The organism is Actinoplanes sp. NPDC026623, assembly GCF_040638275.1.
Lineage (GTDB): Bacteria > Actinomycetota > Actinomycetes > Mycobacteriales > Micromonosporaceae > Actinoplanes.
This window is the reverse complement of record NZ_JBEZXZ010000057.1, coordinates 14,716-32,830: the sequence shown is the minus strand read 5'-3', so window position 1 is coordinate 32,830 and position 18,115 is coordinate 14,716. Positions and strand designations below refer to the sequence as shown.

Below are 18,115 nucleotides of genomic sequence, written 5' to 3'. Positions count from 1 at the left end.
TAACCCGCCCTGTCTCCGCTACGGCAAGCGCCACCCGTGGCTCCGGATGATCAGATAACCGGGTGGGTGGCTACGCGCCACGAATGCCCCCTATTTGGCACCGCAGCCGCGGGCAGGGTGCTGTCCGAGCGAGCACCGCGATCCTCCTGTGGCGCGGTGTCTCGGGTGCGCGAGGTCGGCCGGAGCGATGTGACGGGCGTCTCGGTGGGCCGGCCGTGGCTCAGTCGGATGGTTGTTCGTCCGAAGGGCACCCAGTGAGATACGACAGGCTCTGGTGGTGGTGGCTGACAGCGGCTTCGCTACTCACGGCCGCCGACTACCTGCTGCCCAAGGGCCTGCCCTCCGCCCTCGCCTACAACACCATCGGGGTGCTCTCCGCCGTCCTGATCGTGGTCGGGGTGCGCCTGCACCGCGCCCGGCGCCCCGCGATGTGGTACTGGTTCGCCGCCGGGATCCTCACCTCCGTGATGGGCGACCTGGTGTACGAGTACTACAAGTACGTCCTGCATCAGGAGCCGTATCCGTCACCGGCTGACTACTTCTTCCTCAGCGCGTACCCGCTGATCGTGGTCGGGATGCTCATGCTGATGCGCGGCAGGGGCCGGGCCGGCATCGACGTCGCGGCATTGATCGACGCGGCCGTCGTCGCCGTCGGCCTGGGACTGGTCTTCTGGGTCTTCGTGATGCACCCGATCGCCACCGACTCCAGCGCCTCTACCCTCGAGCGGGCCATCGGCGTGGCGTATCCGGCCGCCGACGTGCTGCTGCTGGCCATGCTGGCGCGCTTCTACACCGGCGTCGGCCGGCGCACCGCGGGCATCCGCCTGCTCGGCGGCGCCGCGCTGCTGCTGTTCATCGCCGACGTCGGCTACTCGCTGCTGTCGCTGTACTCCGACCTCGACGTCGACATGCTGGACGCGTTCTTCCTGTTGTCGTACGCCTGCTGGGCGGCCGCCGCCCTGCACCCGTCGATGCGCGGCGCGGGCGCCGTCGAGAAGCAGCCCCGCGACGCCCGGGTGGGTCGCGCTCGGCTGGTGCTGCTGGGCGTCTGCTCGCTGCTCGCACCCGGGCTGCTGCTCATCCCCGGCATCAGCGAGAACGCCGTCGACCGGACCGTCATCGCCGTCGGCGCCGGCGTGCTGTTCCTGCTCGTCGTGACCCGTATGTCCGGCTTCGTCGGCCAGGTCCAGGATCAGGCCGACCAGCTCGAGGACCTCGCCATGACCGACGAACTCACCGGGCTGGCGAACCGCCGCCGCTTCGAGCAGGCGCTGCGGGCCTGCCTGCAGGCCGGGCCCACCCAGGTGGCGCTGCTCGACCTCGACGACTTCAAGGGCGTCAACGACCGGCTCGGCCACGGCGTCGGGGATCACCTGCTGACCGTCGTCGCACAGCGGCTGCGTACCTCGCTGCGCCCTGACGTCCTGGTCGCCCGCATGGGCGGCGACGAATTCGCCATCCTGGTGCCGGGCGCGACGAACGCCGCGGGCGACGCGATCGTGCGGCGGCTCGTAGACGCGCTGCGGGCACCGATCACCGCGGGCAGCCACGAGCTGCTCGTCGGCGCCAGCGTCGGCGTCACCGACGGGTCCGGCACCGGCGATCCGTACGAGGTGCTGCGCCGCGCCGACGTCGCCATGTACGCCGCCAAGGCCGCCCACGACGGGCCCCGCCGCTACGTGCCGGAGCTCGACGAGCACACCGATGAGCAGGCCCGGCTCGGCGCCGACCTGCGCGTCGCCCTGGACACCGGTCAGTTCCGGCTCGTGTACCAGCCGATCGTGGCGCTGCCGTCCGGGCGCACCGAGGCGGTCGAGGCCCTGGTCCGCTGGGAGCACCCGGTACGCGGAATGATCGCGCCGGACCAGTTCATCCCCGCCGCGGAACGCAACGGCCTGATCGTCGAACTCGGCGAATGGATCATGCGTACCGCCTGCACCCAGGCGATGTCGTGGCGCAACCGGCACGGCGACCTGGCTCCGCAACGCATGAGCGTCAACGTCTCAGCCCGTCAGCTCGCCGAGCCCGAGTTCGGCGCGGTGGTCGCCGCGATCCTGACCGAGACCGGGCTGAGCGCCGCCCAGCTGACCGTCGAGGTGACCGAGACCGCGGTGTTCGGCGGAGGCCGGTCGGTGCAGGCCCTTCAGGACCTGCACGAGCTTGGCGTGCACATCGCCCTCGACGACTTCGGCACCGGCCACTCGTCGCTGGGCCTGCTGCGGACCGTGCCCGTGGACATCCTCAAGGTCGACAAGTCCTTCGTCGACAACATCACCATGGCCGGCCAGCACGCCGTCATCGCGACCGCCCTCATCCAGGTCAGCAACGGCCTCGGCCTGACCGCCGTCGCCGAAGGCGTCGAGACCGCCGAACAAGCCGCGGAGCTGTACCGCCTCGGCTACCGCTACGCACAGGGCTACCACTTCGGCCGGCCGACGGCCCAGCCGTCCTTCGCGGCGCCCGAACTCGTCGCAGGACGCCGCTGACCTGCCGGCCACCCCACGATCGCCGGCAACACCGGCGGGCCGTCGGAGCCGGCCCGTGGCAGCGCCAGCGCCACCCCGCGAGGCCCGGAGGTCGAGATCCTCGCCGACGTCGCGCCTGGACGCCGGCCAGCCGAGGCCGGTCATGGCCCGCCGACCGGGTGTGCCGGATCATCGATTTAGCATCCGGCCCATCCGAGCATGCCTTTTGACAGCGTGGCGTCTTCGCCGCTGAGGTGCAGGCGCAGGCCATCGGGTTGGACGTCGACCGCCCCGTACGCGAGCCCGGCCGGCAGCGGTGGCAGCGGGTATGTGGTGGCGCCGGCCGTCACCTGGGCCAACACGTTCCGGGCGGGGAAGAGGACGCCGAACATCCGGATCTGCCGGGGCACCAGGTCGAGGGTGCTGCCGGTGATGGCGGGCTTGGCGTAGAGGACGATCGGTGCCGGGCGGGAGTTGCCGCGGACGGTGACGGTCATCAGGCCGCTCCTGGCGCCGTACCTGGTGGCGCGCCCTTCCTCGTCGGTGGCGGGCAGCTCGGAGTACGGCTTGACGGTCACCCCACCCAGCGACACCTTGAGCCCACCCGCGTCCACGGATGCCCCGCGGTACCGCACTCCGCTCGGCAGTGCGGGCAGCGCCCGGCTCAGGCTGGCCCGCTTCATCAGAGACAGCACGGTACCGCCGATCAGGCCGTGTGGTGAGTAGTCGCCGCCGAGCACACGCACCTTCCGGGGTACGAGTTTCAGGGTGTTCCCTTCGACGGTTGGCGCGGTGAAGATCGTCAGCGGGACCGCGCCGAGCAGCGGGATGTCCTTGGCCGTGGAGATGGCCAACCGGCCGCGCTTGGCCGAGTAGGTGACGTGCTGCCCGTCCACCCTGGCGGGCAGCTTGGCGAAGGCCGTTGTGGCGACGCCGCCCAGCGCCACGTGCAGTCCATCGGAGCGGGGCGTGACCGACTTGTAGTTCATCCCGTCTGGCAGTGCGGGCAGCTTCTGTGAGCGCACTCCGCCGGTCACGCTCGCCACCTGGTCGGCCGAAATGGTCTTCCCGAAGACCTGTAGCTGCCGCGGGGTGGCGTGGAGAGTCTCGCCGGTCACGTTGAGCTTGAAGAACAGGGTGGACCTGACGTTCCTGACCGCCTTCGCCGGCGCGGTGACCTGGACCGTCAGCAGTCCGTTCGAGGCCCGGCCGAACGTGGGTCTCGAACCGTCCGGCGGCGCCGACATGTTCGCGAAGGGTGTCGTGATGGTGGCTTCGATGCCACCCACGTGCACCGTGTCCGGGGCGGGCTGGGTGACGTCGCGCATCGTCGCGACAACGGTGGCGTGTGACACGCCGCCGACTGTGGTGTCCGGCTGCACCAGGCCCACCTCGGTCAGCCGCCGGCGCAGCGCCTGCCGCACGAGGTGGCTGCCCCTGATGGTGATCTGAGGTGCCGGACCGCTGTCGTCGGGGCAGCTCACCTGGTTAGCCACCCGGCCGGCGATCAGTCTGCCGAGCGGCCCGTCCAGGTAGGGGCTGGGCAGCAACAGGGCCACCCCCGGCAGCAACAGCAGCACCGCAAGAGCGGGCCGTCGCCACCGGCCGCCCTTGCGGTGCAGGACCGACGTGGACCTATTCAGCCGTATTAGGCGCATACCAAATGATATGGACCATGATTTTCTAGACTTCCACACTTCCGATGAATTCATCAGAACCGCGGCTTGAGGCCCGTTGCCGGAGCCGGATCCTCATCGCGGTGAGCTCCTCACCCCTGAAGAACGTCGCCTGCTCGCGCTGAGACGTGATCGGACGCACGCGTTCCGGCGGCCTTCACGGCCACCGGGATGCCGTTCAGAACGCTGTTGCCCGACAGCGCATCGGTCGCGAACTCGTCGGTCAACACGTTGCTGTTCACCCCCGGCCGGGTCGCCGCGACCGAGAGCCGGGTGCCCGGCAGGTCGTGACCCCAGCCGTGCGGCAGGCTGACCACGCCCGGCATCACCCCGTCGGTGACCTCCACCCGGGCCGAGAGCGAACCCACCCGGGACGTCACCGAGGCGTCGTCGCCGTCGGTGAGAGCGAGCCGCTCCGCGTCCACCGGGTTGACCTGCAGCGTGCAACGGTCCCGGCCCTTGATAAGGGCCGGGACGTTGTGCATCCAGCTGTTGTTGGAACGCAGATGCCGGCGGCCCACCAGGACGAGCTCGTCCCGCTCCCGGTCGAGGGCGGCGCGCAGGCGGTCCACATCGGACACGATCGGCGGGGCGCAGAGCTCGACGGTCCCGCTCGGCGTCCGCAGGACCGACGGAATGCGGGGCTGCAGCGGCCCGAGATCGACACCGTGCGGGTTCGCGAGAAGCTCGTCCAGGGACAGACCGCCGGGGCGCGCTCCGAAGGCATCCCCATAGGCACCGGTACGCAGCGCGATGTCGAGCAGTCGCTCGGCCGGCTGTTCGCCGCTCACCAGGGCCCGCAGGTCGGCGGCGGGGCGGCCGGTCGCAGGGGAGACCCGCTGCAGAGCCTCGTCCAGCATCCGGTCGTGCAGCAGGGTCGGGTCGGCGCCTGCGCCCTGGCCGGTGACGACGAGGGTGAGCCTCGCGAGGATGTCGCACTCGTCCATGCCGGCCGGGTCCGGCGGCAACACCGGCGGGGAGTACGCCGCGAAGTTGCGCACCGCGAGCGCCAGGAACGAGAAGTCGTAATGGCCCTTGCGGGTCGGGTCGGTGGGCGGCAGGACGACGTTCGCGTGCCGGGTGGTCTCGTTGAGGTACGGGTCGACGCTGACCATGAAATCGAGCCCGCCCAGGGCCCGGTCCAGCCGGCCGCTGTTCGGCGTCGACAGCACCGGGTTGCCGGCCACGGTGATGAACGCGCGGACCTGCCCCTCGCCGGGGGTCTCGATCTCGTCAGCGAGGGTGGCCACCGGCAGCTCGCCCTTGACCTCAGGCAGGCCCCGGACCCGGCTGTGCCACCGCCCCACCCGGAAGCCCTTGCCGCCGGGACGGGTCTGCGGGCGCAGGTGCGCGGCCATCGGGAACATGACGCCGCCCGGCCGGTCGAGGTTGCCGGTCAGCACGTTGACGACGTCGACGAGCCAGCTGGTCAGAGTGCCGAACTCGACGGTGCAGGTGCCGATCCGTCCGTACACCGCGGCCGTCGGGGCTGCCGCCAGCTCGCGCGCGAGCCCGCGAATCCTTTCCACCGGTACGCCGCACGCGCCGCTAACCGTCTCCGGGGAGAACGCACGGGCCAGCTCACGGACCTCATCGACACCCGTCACGTGGCCGGCGCACGCGCCGAGGTCGACCAGGTCCTCCTCGAACAGCGTGTGGACGATCCCGAACAACAGGTACGCGTCGGTGCCGGGCCGGATGAACAGGTGCTCGTCGGCGTGTTCGGCGGTCCGGGTGCGGCGAGGGTCGACCACCACGAACCGGCCGCCACGGGCCTGAACGGCCTTGAGCCGGCCGGGAAAGTCCGCCGCGGTGGCGAGGCTGCCGTTGGATTCCCAGGGGTTGGCGCCCAGTATCAGGAGGAAGTCCGTACGGTCGACGTCCGGCACCGGAATGGCCAGCGGGCTGCCATAGAGGTAGCCGCAAGACACGTGCTTCGGCATCTGGTCGACGGTGCTGGCCGAGAAGATGTTGCGGGTGCCCACCGCCCGCAGCAGCGGCGCCAGGTAGAGGGCGCCCGCCATGGTGTGGACGTTGGGGTTGCCCAGGTACAGGGCGACCGCGTCGGGGCCGTGGCGCTCGAGGATCGGCCGCAGGCCCGCCTCGATCACCGCGTACGCCTCGTCCCAGCCAACCTCTTCATGACGGTCGCCGCGCCGGAGCAGCGGGCGGCGCAACCGGTCGGGATCGGCGGTGAGCTGCCCGAAGGCGGCGCCCTTCGGACAGACGAAACCGTGGCTGAACACGTGGTCCCGATCCCCGCGCGCCGCGACGACCCGGTCACCGGTCACCGTGAGTTCCAGCCCGCAGGCCGCCTCGCACAGGGGACATGTCCGATACGCCACACGCGTCGCCTCAACAGCCACGGAGTCACCAGCCTTCCGGCCGCAACGCCGCGACCCTCGGTTGTTACCCGCCAGTATCGCCCGTGCGACGGGCCGCGTCGAGGGGCCACCCGGGGACGGAATCCTGACGTTGTCCTGAAGAGCGGGCGTTGGGCACTCGGTGTCAGGCTCGGCTCTTCAGCAGGTGGTCCGCCGTGTCGAGGTCGGTGACGAGGGTGTTGATCCACCCTCCCGCGATGGCGGCGGCGATGGCGGCGAATTTGGACCGTCCTCCGGCCACGCCGATCCGGCGAGGGACCTGTCGCAGGTCCTTCGGGTCTATCCCCAGAACTCGGTCGTTGAACGGCGAGTTGATCAGCTTGCCGCGCTGGTCGAAGAACCGATAGCACACGTCGCCGACTGCGCCCAGCTCCATCAGCTCCTGTTGCTGCTCGGGCCCGATGGCGTTTCCGCTCTGCTGCAGGAGGGGCGATGGTTGAACGCTGCCGATGCCGACGATGGCGACGGACAACCGTTTCCACACGGCACCCACGCCGGCGACGGTCGGGTCCTCGAGCAAGGCGCGCCGTACGGAAGGATTCTTGACCAGGCCGGGTGTGGGGAGAAACAGGGGACGCGCGCCGGTGAGCGTGGCGAACCGGTCGAGCAGCCGGGTGGCGTTCATCTGGACATGTGCGTCGCCGATGCCCCCGACGAGCTGGGTGACGACGTCGACGGCCAATCCGTTCCTGGGTCGCATCGCTTCGACCGTGGCCAGCAGGGTTGCGCTCCAGGATGAGATGCCGATGGCGTCCCCGTTGGCCAGGGTCTCCCCGAGGTAGCTCGCGGCCGCGGCGCCGAGCACCTGCATGACGTCGCCGGCGGTTGATCCGGTGTCCACGACGACCGAGTCGAGCAGTCCGAACCTTCCCTCCAGTTCCTGCTCGATGTCCGTATAGACGCCATCCGGCAGGGTGACGACGGTTCGAACGATGCCGATGTCGGCGGCCTGGCGCAGCAGCCGGGAAACTCGCGACTGAGAAATATTCAGGTCAGCCGCGATCTGGGGCTGACGGACGCCCTGCTCGTGGTACATGCGGGCGATCTTGGCCAGCAGGCGCAGTTGATCGACTTGCCGGTCTCGCGGGGCCGGCGGTGAGGCTTCGGCGGACATGATCGCATTGTTGCATAGATATTCAGCGATTGACAGTCCATTCACGTGGGCGCAACCTCGTGGGTATCTATTCGACATTGAATGGAGATGCAGATGGCATCTGACGAGCGCGTTGCGGGCGGTGACGTCGTCCTCGCCATTGACCAAGGCACGAGCGCCACCAAGGCAGTCGTCGTGACCGATCGCGGCGAGATCAGCCACCGGGCGACTGTGCCGATTCACCAGAGCTACCCGCAGCCGGGCTGGGCCGAGCAGGATCCAATGGAGATCTGGCGGTCCGTCCAGCGAGCCGTCGCTGACGTGCTGAGCGAGGCTCACCCACGCCGGGTCCTCGCGGTCGGCCTCAGCACCCAACGCGAGTCCACACTTCTGTGGGACCGCAACACCGGGCAGCCCCTCGGCCCGTTGCTCGGCTGGCAGGACACGCGCGGGGCCGGTCTCTGCGCCAAGCTGCGCACCGACGGCCACGCCGACCGGATCCGGGAGACCACCGGCCTCCCCCTCGATGCGATGTTCTCGGCGTCGAAGGCGGCGGCCCTGTTGGACCGTCACGACCCGGACCGCTCGCGCAGCTCCAGGGGCGAGCTGTGCCTGGGCACCATCGATTCGTGGCTGCTGTGGCAGCTGGACGGCCGGCACCTCATCGAGACCGGGAACGCCGCCCGTACGCAATTGCTCGACATCTCCACCTGCCGCTGGGACCCGTGGCTGCTCGACGTGTTCAACGTCCCGTTACCGGCGCTGCCGCAGGTGACGTCGTCCACCGGGCCGTTCACGACCTGTCGTGACCTGCACCCGAGCCTGCGGGAGGTGCCGGTCACCGGTGTCCTCGGCGACTCTCACGCCGCCCTGTTCGCGCATGCCGGCTGGACCGGCGGGCGGGTCAAGGTCACGTACGGGACCGGCTCGTCGGTCATGGGCGTGACAACCACCGAGGTGAAGCAGGCCGCCGGCGTTGCGCGCACCATCGCCTGGCAGCTCGGCGAGCCGACCTATGCGCTGGAGGGCAATATCCGCTCGAGCGGCGCGACGCTCGTCTGGCTGGCCCGCCTGTTGAATTCGACACCCGGCGAACTGGCGGGCGCTGCCGCATCCGACAGCCAGGGTGTCTTCATCGTTCCGGCCTTCACCGGCCTCGGCGCGCCGTGGTGGGACGACCGAGCCCGGGCGGTGATTGTCGGACTGACCGACAGCACGAGCCGCGAGCAGCTGGCCCGCGCAGCCCTCGAGTCCATCGCCTTCCAGGTCGAGGACGTCGTCGCGGCCGTCGAACACGCCGGCGGGTCGGTCCGGATGATCCTCGCCGACGGTGGTCCCTCCACCAATGCCACGTTGATGCAACTGCAGGCGGACACCTCCGGCCGACACGTCCGGACATCACCGGCGGCCGAGCTGTCCGCGCTCGGCGCTGCCCACGTCGCCGGGCTCGGCGCCGGTCTGTGGTCGATCGCCGACCTCGATCGCGTCAGCCGAACCGGGGCCGACTACCGGCCGAACCCCGCCGACACCTCCCGCCACGAACGGCTGCACGACTGGCACACCGCGGTCACCGCCGCCCGCGAACTCCCCCGACAGGCAAGGAACCAGCCATGACCAGCACCCGGCGCATGGAGAACAAGGTCGTCGCCGTCACCGGTGCGGCCGCCGGCATCGGCCGCGGTATAGCCGACCGGTTCGCCGCTGAGGGAGCTGCCGTCGTCCTGGCCGACCGCGAGGACAGCGTGCACCAGACCGCAGCGGAGACCGCCAGGACGTCCGGTAACCAGACACTCGGCGTGACGTGCGACGTCACCAGCGAGGCCGACGTCAGTGCCCTGATCACCGCCACCGAGGACCGGTTCGGGCGCCTCGACGTACTGATCAACAACGCCGGAACCATCACCATCGCACCACTGCAGGACCTCAGTTTGGAGGCGTGGAACCGCGTCCTGGCGGTCAACACCACCGGAGCGTTCCTCTGCGCCAAGGCCGCCGCCCCGCTGATCCGCAGAACCAGCGCCAGCGGCCGCATCCTCAACGCCGCGTCCGGGCAGGCCCGCCAGGGGTTCATCTACACACCGCACTACGCGGCCAGCAAGTTCGGCGTGATCGGCCTGACGCAGAGTCTGGCCAAGGAACTCGCCAAGGACGGCATCACCGTCAACGCCTACTGCCCCGGCATCGTCGGCTCCGACATGTGGGCCTACAACGACCGCGAATGGGGCCGGCTGCTGGGCGACTACGCCCCGGGCGAGTTGATGGCCACATGGATCGAAGACATCCCCCTGGGTCGCGCCGGCACCAACGACGACGTCGCGAATCTGCTGCTGTTCCTCGCCTCCGACGAAGCCGGCTACATCACCGGCCAGGCCATCAACGTCGACGGGGGGATGTTCATGAACTGAACGGTCCGACTCCCTCACGGGCAACACATCCCCTCACTCAGGAGAAGCCATGAGTACGACCACCGCGGCCGCGCCCGAAGCGCAGCCGAGAGACTCCCATGAACTCAGAGATCGCCTACGCCGGATCGGCAGCGGAACGGGCGGACCGTTCATCGGTCTTGTCGTTCTGTGCGTCGCCCTGTTCATCGCTACGCCGTTCTTCCTGACGGTCAACAACCTGCTCAACATCCTGGACCAGGTGACCATCCTGGGCATCCTGGCCGTCGGCATGACCCTGGTCATCGTCACCGGCGGCATCGACCTGTCGGTCGGCTCCGTCCTTGCGCTGGGCACAATGATCCTGGGCTGGACATCTCACAACGGAGGCTGGCCGCTGTGGCTGAGCATGATCGCGGCGGTTGTCGTCGGCGGCCTGTGCGGTCTGGCCAGCGGCCTCGGCATCACGCTGACGAAGCTGCCACCGTTCATCGCCACCCTCGCCATGTTGTCGATCGCACGCGGGCTGGCCAACGTGATCACCGACGGCCAGCAGATCGTCGGCTATCCCGACTGGTTCACGGCGCTGTCCACCCAACGCTATTTCGGCTTCCTGACCGTCACGACGCTCGTATTGATCCTGCTGCTTGTCGCCGGGTGGGCATTTCTGCGGTACCGGCCCGGTGGCCGCGCCCTCTATGCCATCGGCGGTAGCCAGGAAGTCGCCCGGCTGGCCGGCATCAGGGTCAAGAAGGCCACGACCGGCGTCTACGTCGTCACCGGCCTGCTCGCGGGTGTCGCCGGCGTGGCTCTCGCCGCCCGACTCGACTCCTCCCAGCCCAGCTCGGCCGTCGGCCTCGAGCTTGACGTCATCGCGGCCGTGGTCATCGGCGGCGCCAGCCTCAGCGGCGGCGTCGGCAAGATCCCCGGAACGATCGTCGGCGTCCTGATCATCGGCGTCTTGCGCAACGGGCTGAACCTGCTGTCTGTCTCACCGTTCATCCAGCAGGTGGTCATCGGCGTCGTCATCGCCCTCGCGGTGATGGTCGACGTCCTGCGCCGCCGCTCCGCGTGAACACCTGTCCCGCACTCACCCCTTGCCCGTCCCGGAGGGACACCATGAATTCCCGCAAAGCGCTCGCCTTCTCCGTCGCCGCCCTGACCACCATCTCTCTGGCCGCCTGCAACCGCGGCAGCAGCTCCGACACCGGCGGCAGCGACGCCAACCAGATCACCATCGGCCTGGCAGTGGCGAACCTGCAGGCCGACTTCTTCAACCAGATCAAGCAGTCCGTCACGGCCGAAGCCGCCGCCAAGGGCGCCAAGGTCGTGGTCTCCGACGCCGGCGGCGACTCCGCCCGCCAGGTCAGCCAGATCCAGGACTTCATCAGCCGCCAGGTGCAGGCCATCATCTACATCCCCGCCGGCGCCACCGCGGCCGGAGTCCCGGTGAAGGCGGCTGAACACGCCAAGATCCCCGTGATCAACGTCGACCGTAACGCGCCGGACGCGCCGGGCAAGACGTTCATCGCGACCGACAGTGTGGCCGCGGCCAAGCAACTCGGCGACTGGGTGATCAAGCAGACGAACGGCGCGGGCAACGTCGGCATCATTCAGGGCCAGATCGGCACCACACCCCAGGTGGACCGAGAGAAGGGCTTCCGGCAGGCGCTGCAGGCCGCCCCGAACTTGAAGATCGTGGCCGAGCGGCCGACCGACGACTGGTCACAGGAGAAAGGCTTCGCCAACGCCCAGGACATGATCCAGGCCCACCCGGACATCACCGTCTTCTGGGGACAGGCCGACGCCATGGCCCTCGGCGCCGCACAGGCCGCGGCGAACGCCAACATGAACCCGAAGCCGCTGGTCGTCGGGTTCGACGGCGACAAGGCGGGCCTGCAGGCCGTACGCGACGGCAAGGTCAACGCCACGATGGTGCAGCAGACCCAGCTGATGGGCCGCCTGGCCGTCGACTCCGCCATCGACATCGTGCACGGCGAGAGCGTGCCGGCTCAGCAGTTGCAGACGGCGACCTTGCTGACCGACAAGGACACCGCCAAGGCCGAGGAATTCATCGCGAAGCACCCCTGACCCACCGACGCGACTTCCCAGCCCTGCCTTAGAGGAGCCCTTGTCATGACATCCACGAACACCGAACACAACGGCCTGACCGTCCGCGGTGTATCCAAGCGGTTCGGTGCCACTCAAGCACTGCACAGCGTCGATTTGGACGTCCGGCCCGGAGAGTGCGTCGCCCTTCTCGGCGAGAACGGTGCGGGGAAGTCCACGATCTCCAAGATCATCGCCGGAGATATCCAGTCCGACACCGGCGAGATGTGGTGGAACGGCCGGCCGTACGCACCGTCGGCCCCAGCAGACGCCCTCGATGCCGGAATCGGCTTGATCCACCAGGAGATGCGACTCCTGCCTGAACTGTCGATCTCCGAGAACGTCTTCGTCGGCCGGCAGCTGATGAGCGGTGGCCGCGTCGACCGCAAGGAGATGGACCGGCGGGCGCAGGAGCAGATCCGCCGGCTCGGCCTCGACGTCTCACCCAAACGCCTCGTCAGCAGCCTGCGGGTCGCCGCGCAGCAGCAGGTCGAGATCGCCAAGGCCCTGACCCTGAACGCGCGGCTGCTCATCCTCGACGAGCCCACCGCAGCGTTGGGCGAGGAAGAGACCGATCACCTGTTCGCCCAAGTGGACGCCCTGCGCAAGGAAGGCGTCTCGTTCATCTACGTCAGTCACCGGCTGGAGGAGATCGCCCGCATCTGCGACCGGATCGTGGTTCTGCGCGACGGCCAGTACGTCGCCTCCCACGAGACCGCCCAGGTACCCGTGAACCAGCTCGTCGAGGACATGGTCGGCCGCAGCATCGAGAACGTGTTCCCCCACCTCGATCCACCCACCGGCCGGGAGGTCATCTCGGTCAAGGGCCTCACCTCCGCGGAGGGCGCCTTCACCGACGTCTCCTTCGCCGTGCACGAAGGTGAGATCCTCGGCATCGCCGGCATCGTCGGCGCCGGCCGCACCGAATTGGTCCGCGCCATCGCCGGAGCTGACCCCGTGGCGGCCGGCACCGTACACGTCAGCGGCAGGCAACTGCGGCCCGGTGTCATCCGCGACGCCATCATGGCCGGCGTCGTGCTCGTCCCCGAGGACCGCAAAACCCAAGGTGTCGTGCTGGACCTGCCCATCGCGGACAACGTCGCCATCGCCAACCTCGACCGGATCGCCGGACCCGGCGGCTTCATCAGCACCCGCCGCGTCCGCGACGTAGCCCTCGAAGCATGCCGCATCATGCAGGTCAAGGGACGCCCGGAGCAGCCGGCCGGAACCCTGTCCGGCGGCAACCAGCAGAAGGTGGTCATCGCCAAGTGGCTAGAGCGTAGGCCGAAGGTCGTCATCCTCGACGAACCCACCCGCGGTATCGATGTGGGCGCCCGCGCCGCGATCTATGACGTCATCGTCGACCTGGCCAAACAGGGCATGGCCGTCATCATGGTCAGCTCCGAACTCGAGGAGGTACTCGGGCTGTCCCACCACGTCCTGGTCCTGGCCCGCGGGGAACAAAAAGGAATCCTCGATCGCGGCGAGGCCAGCGACGTCACCGTGATGCACCTCGCTGTCGGCTGACCGGCCAGCTCAATCCGAAAGGCGAAGCACATGACTGTCCCCAACTTCCGCCTCGATGAACACACCGCTCTCGTCACCGGGGCCGCCAGCGGCATCGGCCGTGCGATCGCCGTCGGCATCGCCGAATCCGGCGCCAACGTCGCCTGCTTCGACCTGCCCGGACCCGGGCTCGACGAAGTCTGCGCCCAGATTCAAGCCGTCGGCGTCAAAGCGGTCCCGGTCGCCGGTGACGTTACCGACGCGAGCAGCCTCATCGCGGCGGTCGAGCAGACACAGAGCACACTCGGCGCGCTCACCCTGGCGGTCAACAGCGCCGGCGTGGCCAACGCCGCCCCCGCCGAGACCATGCCGCAGCAACAGTGGCAACGGGTGATCGACATCAACGTCACCGGGGTCTTCCTGTCCTGCCAGGCCGAGGCACAAGCCATGCTGGCCAACGGCGGCGGCTCGATCGTCAACATCGCCTCGATGTCCGGCACCATCGTCAACCGCGGGCTCCTGCAGGCACACTACAACGCCTCCAAGGCCGCCGTCATCCACCTCAGCCGCAGCCTGGCCATGGAGTGGTGCACCGGCGGCATCCGCGTCAACGCGATCAGCCCCGGTTACACCGCGACACCGATGAACACCCGCCCCGAGGTCGCCGAACAGGTCCGCCAGTTCGAATCCGACACGCCGCTGGGCCGGATGGCCACCGTCGACGAACTCGTCGGACCGGCGGTCTTCCTGCTCAGCGACGCCGCCAGCTTCTGCACCGGTGTCGACCTGCTGGTCGACGGCGGCTTCACCTGCTGGTGACGGCTCGCCCGGCACTCCGAACGACGCGAGCGGCGAACTCGCCGTGCTCTGGCGATCCGCCCGGCCCGCTACCTGAACAGCATTTCTGACCTCGACAGAAGGACACAGAACCATGCCACTCACCAAGGAACACGCCACGCTGCCGGTTTTCGAGCAGCTGCCGCCCCACAGCAGCCGGGACCGGCAGATCGCGCACATCGCCGAAGCGGCCCGCCAGATCCGCATTCAGGACCTCAAGCTCGTCCACCACTCCGGCGCCGGACACATCGGCGGGGACTTCTCCGCCATCGACATCCTGGCAACCCTCTACGGCGCAGTGCTCAACATCAGCCCCGAAACGGTCGACGACCCCGACCGGGACAGGTTCATCCTGTCCAAGGGACACGTCGCCGGCGCGTACTACACCACCTTGGCCGCCTTCGGGTTCCTCCCGGTGGAGGAGCTCGCCACCTTCCTCAAACCCCTGTCAGCCCTCAACGGACACCCCAACCGAAACAAGGTCAAAGGGATCGAGGCCAACACCGGACCGCTCGGGCACGGCCTGCCGATCGCCGTCGGGCTCGCCCTTTCCGCCCAACTCGACGTGTCCCGCCGGCGCACCTACGTCCTGACCGGCGACGGTGAACTGCAGGAAGGCAGCAACTGGGAAGCCATGATGGCGGCCTCCCAGTACGAACTCGACCGGCTCACCGTCATCGTCGACCGCAACCGCCTGCAACAGGGCGCCACGGTCCGCCAGACCAACGATCTGGACCCCCTCGACGCGAAGGCAGCGGCGTTCGGATTCGCCGTCGTAGAAGTCAACGGCCACGACCACGGTGAGCTCTACGACGTGCTGTCGTCAGTTCCGTTCCGGCCCGGCAAGCCCACCTTCGTCATCGCCCACACCCACAAAGGCCACCCCATCTCGTACATGAGCAACAACGTGGCCTGGCACCACCGGGTGCCCTCGGCCGACGAGTACCAGCAGGCTCTCGACGAGCTCAGGTCCACCCCCACCACCACCGGCAACTGAGGAGAACCACCGTGCCCGCCACCTCCACCCAGGGATCGATCGTCGACCGGCCTCGGTTCGACTGCCGCAACGCCTACGTCAAGGCCCTCGCCGACCTGGCGCAGGAAGACCACCGCATCGTCGGCGTCGTCAACGACTCCATCGGCTCCAGCAAGCTCGACGCCTTCAAGAAGGCCTTCCCCGACAGGCTCATCAACGTCGGCATCGCCGAACAAGACATGGTCGGCGTCGCCGCTGGGCTCGCCAACGGCGGCCGCATCCCCTTCGTGTCCGCCGCCTCCTGCTTCCTCACCGCACGCGCCCTCGAACAGATCAAGGCCGACATCGCCTACTCCAACCGCAACGTCAAACTCTGCGGCATGAGCCCCGGCATGGCCTACGGAGAACTGGGCCCCACCCACCACTCCATCGAAGACGTCGCCTGGCTGCGCGCCATCGACAACATGACCATCATCGTGCCGGCCTCTCCGGTCGAGACCGCCGCCGCCATGCGCTGGGCCGCCGCTACCGAAGGGCCCGCCTTCATCCGGGTCAGCCGGATGAGCGTTCCGGAGATCTACCCCGAGGACTACGAGTTCGTACCCGGCAAAGCCATCACGGTCCGCGACGGCAACGACATCACCATCATCAGCAACGGCACCGTCCTGTGGCGCGCCCTGGCAGCCGCCGAACAACTCGCCGAAGACGGCATCAACGCCCGCGTGCTGTCCATGCCCACCGTCAAGCCCCTCGACGTCGACGCCGTCATCGCCGCCGCCCGGGAAACGGCCGGAATCGTCACCGCCGAGGAGGCCACCGTCGTCGGCGGACTCGGTGGAGCGGTCGCCGAGACGGTCGTGAAGCACCACCCCACCCGCGTCCAGATACTCGGCGTACCCGAGTTCGCACCCACCGGCTCGGCCGCGTTCCTCCTCGACCGGTACGGCATGTCGCCCGAGGGCATCGCCGACAACGCACGCGTCTTGGTCCGCCAGAACTGAGGTCCCTGCCTCGCCTGACATAGCACTCAGTCATCATCAGGAAACGTTCATGGCGCCTGATGACAGGATGCAGCGGCCCCGACAGGGTCGCTGCATCATCTCGGCGCTCGGTGGCGCTGCCCCCGCCGGCAGACGCGAAGCCCGCCACCGTCCCGGGCGGACCACTCCTGGCACGGTCCCAACGAGGACCGGCAAACGTCGGCGGCCCGCCCGTCCGGGCGTTACCCGCCGAATATGGCGGCCGGATCGCCGGTGTACCAGACGTTCTCGATGATGATCCGCTGGACGGCCCAGCGCTCCCGGTCGCGGACGAGGGCGACGTCATACCGGTTCTTCAGCAGCACGTGGACGGTGTGGTCCGCGGTGAGCAGATGCTGGGCCTCAACGATTGCGGTCAGACAGGCGCGGTCGCCGTCGATGCGCACCCGCGGATTCGTGACGACGTGCGTCGTGTCCACCCGGCCGGCGAACATGGCAAGGATCGTGTCGACGATGGCGTCGCGTCCGGTCATCACCGGCACGTCAGCGCCCCAACGACTCGCGGCGGGACGGAAGTCCAGTTCGGCGGATTCGACGAACGCGGAGGCGAAGAGGTCGCGGTCAGCGAGGTCCTGTCCGAGGCCGAAACGGTACAGGGCGTCGATGATTTCGATACGGTCACGCAGGTCGGCTTGGGTGGCGCCCGCTGACAGGGCACGGTCGTCTGTGACGTACATGGTCTCCACGATCATGGTCCGGAGGGCTCGGAACAACGCCGACCCATGCAACGATCGTGAAGCACAGCTTGACGATGGAGGAGCTGGGTACCCTGGAACGGCACGAGATCGAGGTGTTCCTCGCCCTGGCCGAGGAACTGCACTTTGGCCGCGCCGGTCAGCGACTCGGCGTCACGACCACGCGTGTGAGCCAGGTCGTCCGCGCGCTCGAACGGCGCGTCGGTGTGCCGTTGTTCGAGCGGACCAGCCGGCGGGTGACGCTCACCCCGACCGGCCGTGAGCTGCACAAGGACCTCAAACCGGCGTATGAGCAGGTCCTCGCGGCGGTGGCGCGGGCCGTCGCGCACGGCCGCGGGCTCGCCGGCACGCTGCGGGTCGGCTACGTCGGCGCGGCGGCCGGCCGGCTCGTGATGGCAGCGGCGATCCGGTTCCGGCGCGGCCACCCGGACTGCGTGGTGGAGGCCCGCGAGGTCCAGACCGGCGGCGCCGTCGAGCGCATGAACGCGGACGAGATCGACGTGCTTGTCGGCTGCTTCCCGCTCTACGGGCCGGGTCTGGCCGTCGGCCCCGTTCTGCTGAGCGAGCCGCGGATGCTTGCTGTCCCGGCCGGTCATCCGTTCGCGGGGATTGCGTCCGTGTCGGTCGAGGATCTCGCCCGCGTCCGTCTCGTCGTGGCGCCGTGCTCCCTGCCCGCGGTGGGCCCCGCCCGGCCTGTCGGCGGTAACGGCCCTGTCGCCGAAACGTTCCAGGAGGTGCTGACGCTCGTCGGTGCGGGTCTGGGAACGTTTGTTGTGGGTGAGCACGTTGCCCGCTTCTACGTCCGTCCCGACGTGGTTTACGTCCCGTTCCGAGACGCGCCGCCGCTGCACTGGGGCCCGGTATGGCCGACCGCCCGGGAAACGGCGCGGGTCCGGGCATTTGTAGCCGCCGCAGTCAAGTCCGCCGCCCCGGCATGACGACCCGGCCTCCCG

14 protein-coding genes are annotated in these 18,115 nt (G+C 69.0%); 10 read left to right on the top strand and 4 right to left on the bottom strand.

The window, feature by feature from the left end:
• The first annotated feature begins 254 nt into the window (after positions 1-254).
• Positions 255-2,486, top strand: a complete 2,232-nt coding sequence (locus tag AB0F10_RS18915) for a bifunctional diguanylate cyclase/phosphodiesterase (protein WP_360626142.1) — start codon at positions 255-257, stop codon at positions 2,484-2,486.
• 176 nt (positions 2,487-2,662) lie between these two features.
• On the opposite strand, the gene AB0F10_RS18910 is transcribed toward AB0F10_RS18915, so the two are convergent.
• From AB0F10_RS18910 to AB0F10_RS18900, 3 genes are all read right to left on the bottom strand, one after another.
• The gene (locus AB0F10_RS18910) at positions 2,663-4,045 is read right to left on the bottom strand and encodes an LmeA family phospholipid-binding protein (protein ID WP_360626139.1); all 1,383 of its coding nucleotides are present in this window, start codon (positions 4,043-4,045) and stop codon (positions 2,663-2,665) included.
• 188 nt (positions 4,046-4,233) lie between these two features.
• Positions 4,234-6,486, bottom strand: coding sequence for a molybdopterin oxidoreductase family protein (locus tag AB0F10_RS18905; protein WP_360626136.1), 2,253 nt, complete (start codon positions 6,484-6,486; stop codon positions 4,234-4,236).
• A 163-nt stretch (positions 6,487-6,649) separates the two neighbouring features.
• Positions 6,650-7,639 carry a sugar-binding transcriptional regulator gene (locus tag AB0F10_RS18900; RefSeq protein WP_360626133.1) on the bottom strand — a complete coding sequence of 330 codons (990 nt, stop codon included), beginning with the start codon at positions 7,637-7,639 and terminating at the stop codon, positions 6,650-6,652.
• A gap of 93 nt (positions 7,640-7,732) precedes the next feature.
• On the opposite strand from AB0F10_RS18900, the gene AB0F10_RS18895 reads away from it, so the two are divergent.
• The 8 genes from AB0F10_RS18895 to AB0F10_RS18860 all read left to right on the top strand — a co-directional run bounded on the left by AB0F10_RS18895 (position 7,733) and on the right by AB0F10_RS18860 (position 16,428).
• Positions 7,733-9,232 carry an FGGY family carbohydrate kinase gene (locus AB0F10_RS18895; RefSeq protein WP_360626130.1) on the top strand — a complete coding sequence of 500 codons (1,500 nt, stop codon included), beginning with the start codon at positions 7,733-7,735 and terminating at the stop codon, positions 9,230-9,232.
• Positions 9,229-10,023 (top strand): SDR family oxidoreductase, encoded by a 795-nt coding sequence (locus AB0F10_RS18890; protein ID WP_360626127.1) that lies wholly within the window; start codon positions 9,229-9,231, stop codon positions 10,021-10,023. Before AB0F10_RS18895 ends, AB0F10_RS18890 begins: the two co-directional genes overlap by 4 nt.
• A gap of 49 nt (positions 10,024-10,072) precedes the next feature.
• The gene (locus tag AB0F10_RS18885) at positions 10,073-11,074 is read left to right on the top strand and encodes an ABC transporter permease (RefSeq protein WP_360626124.1); all 1,002 of its coding nucleotides are present in this window, start codon (positions 10,073-10,075) and stop codon (positions 11,072-11,074) included.
• Positions 11,075-11,118: 44 nt separating this feature from the next.
• Positions 11,119-12,090 (top strand): substrate-binding domain-containing protein, encoded by a 972-nt coding sequence (locus AB0F10_RS18880; RefSeq protein ID WP_360626121.1) that lies wholly within the window; start codon positions 11,119-11,121, stop codon positions 12,088-12,090.
• Between the two features lie 45 nt (positions 12,091-12,135).
• Entirely contained in the window at positions 12,136-13,635 is a 1,500-nt protein-coding gene (locus AB0F10_RS18875; protein ID WP_360626118.1) for a sugar ABC transporter ATP-binding protein, read from the top strand.
• Positions 13,636-13,665: 30 nt separating this feature from the next.
• Positions 13,666-14,433 carry an SDR family oxidoreductase gene (locus AB0F10_RS18870; RefSeq protein ID WP_360626115.1) on the top strand — a complete coding sequence of 256 codons (768 nt, stop codon included), beginning with the start codon at positions 13,666-13,668 and terminating at the stop codon, positions 14,431-14,433.
• 112 nt (positions 14,434-14,545) lie between these two features.
• On the top strand, positions 14,546-15,448 hold the full coding sequence (locus AB0F10_RS18865; RefSeq protein WP_360626112.1) for a transketolase: 903 nt from the start codon (positions 14,546-14,548) through the stop codon (positions 15,446-15,448).
• An 11-nt stretch (positions 15,449-15,459) separates the two neighbouring features.
• A complete protein-coding gene (locus tag AB0F10_RS18860; RefSeq protein ID WP_360626109.1) occupies positions 15,460-16,428 on the top strand; it encodes a transketolase C-terminal domain-containing protein in 969 nt (322 codons plus the stop codon).
• Positions 16,429-16,649: 221 nt separating this feature from the next.
• Here AB0F10_RS18860 and AB0F10_RS18855 read toward each other — a convergent pair whose 3' ends face one another.
• The gene (locus AB0F10_RS18855) at positions 16,650-17,159 is read right to left on the bottom strand and encodes a nuclear transport factor 2 family protein (protein WP_360626106.1); all 510 of its coding nucleotides are present in this window, start codon (positions 17,157-17,159) and stop codon (positions 16,650-16,652) included.
• Positions 17,160-17,218: 59 nt separating this feature from the next.
• On the opposite strand from AB0F10_RS18855, the gene AB0F10_RS18850 reads away from it, so the two are divergent.
• Complete coding sequence (locus AB0F10_RS18850) at positions 17,219-18,100, top strand: LysR family transcriptional regulator (RefSeq protein ID WP_360626187.1); 882 nt, start codon at positions 17,219-17,221, stop codon at positions 18,098-18,100.
• Positions 18,101-18,115: the final 15 nt, after the last annotated feature.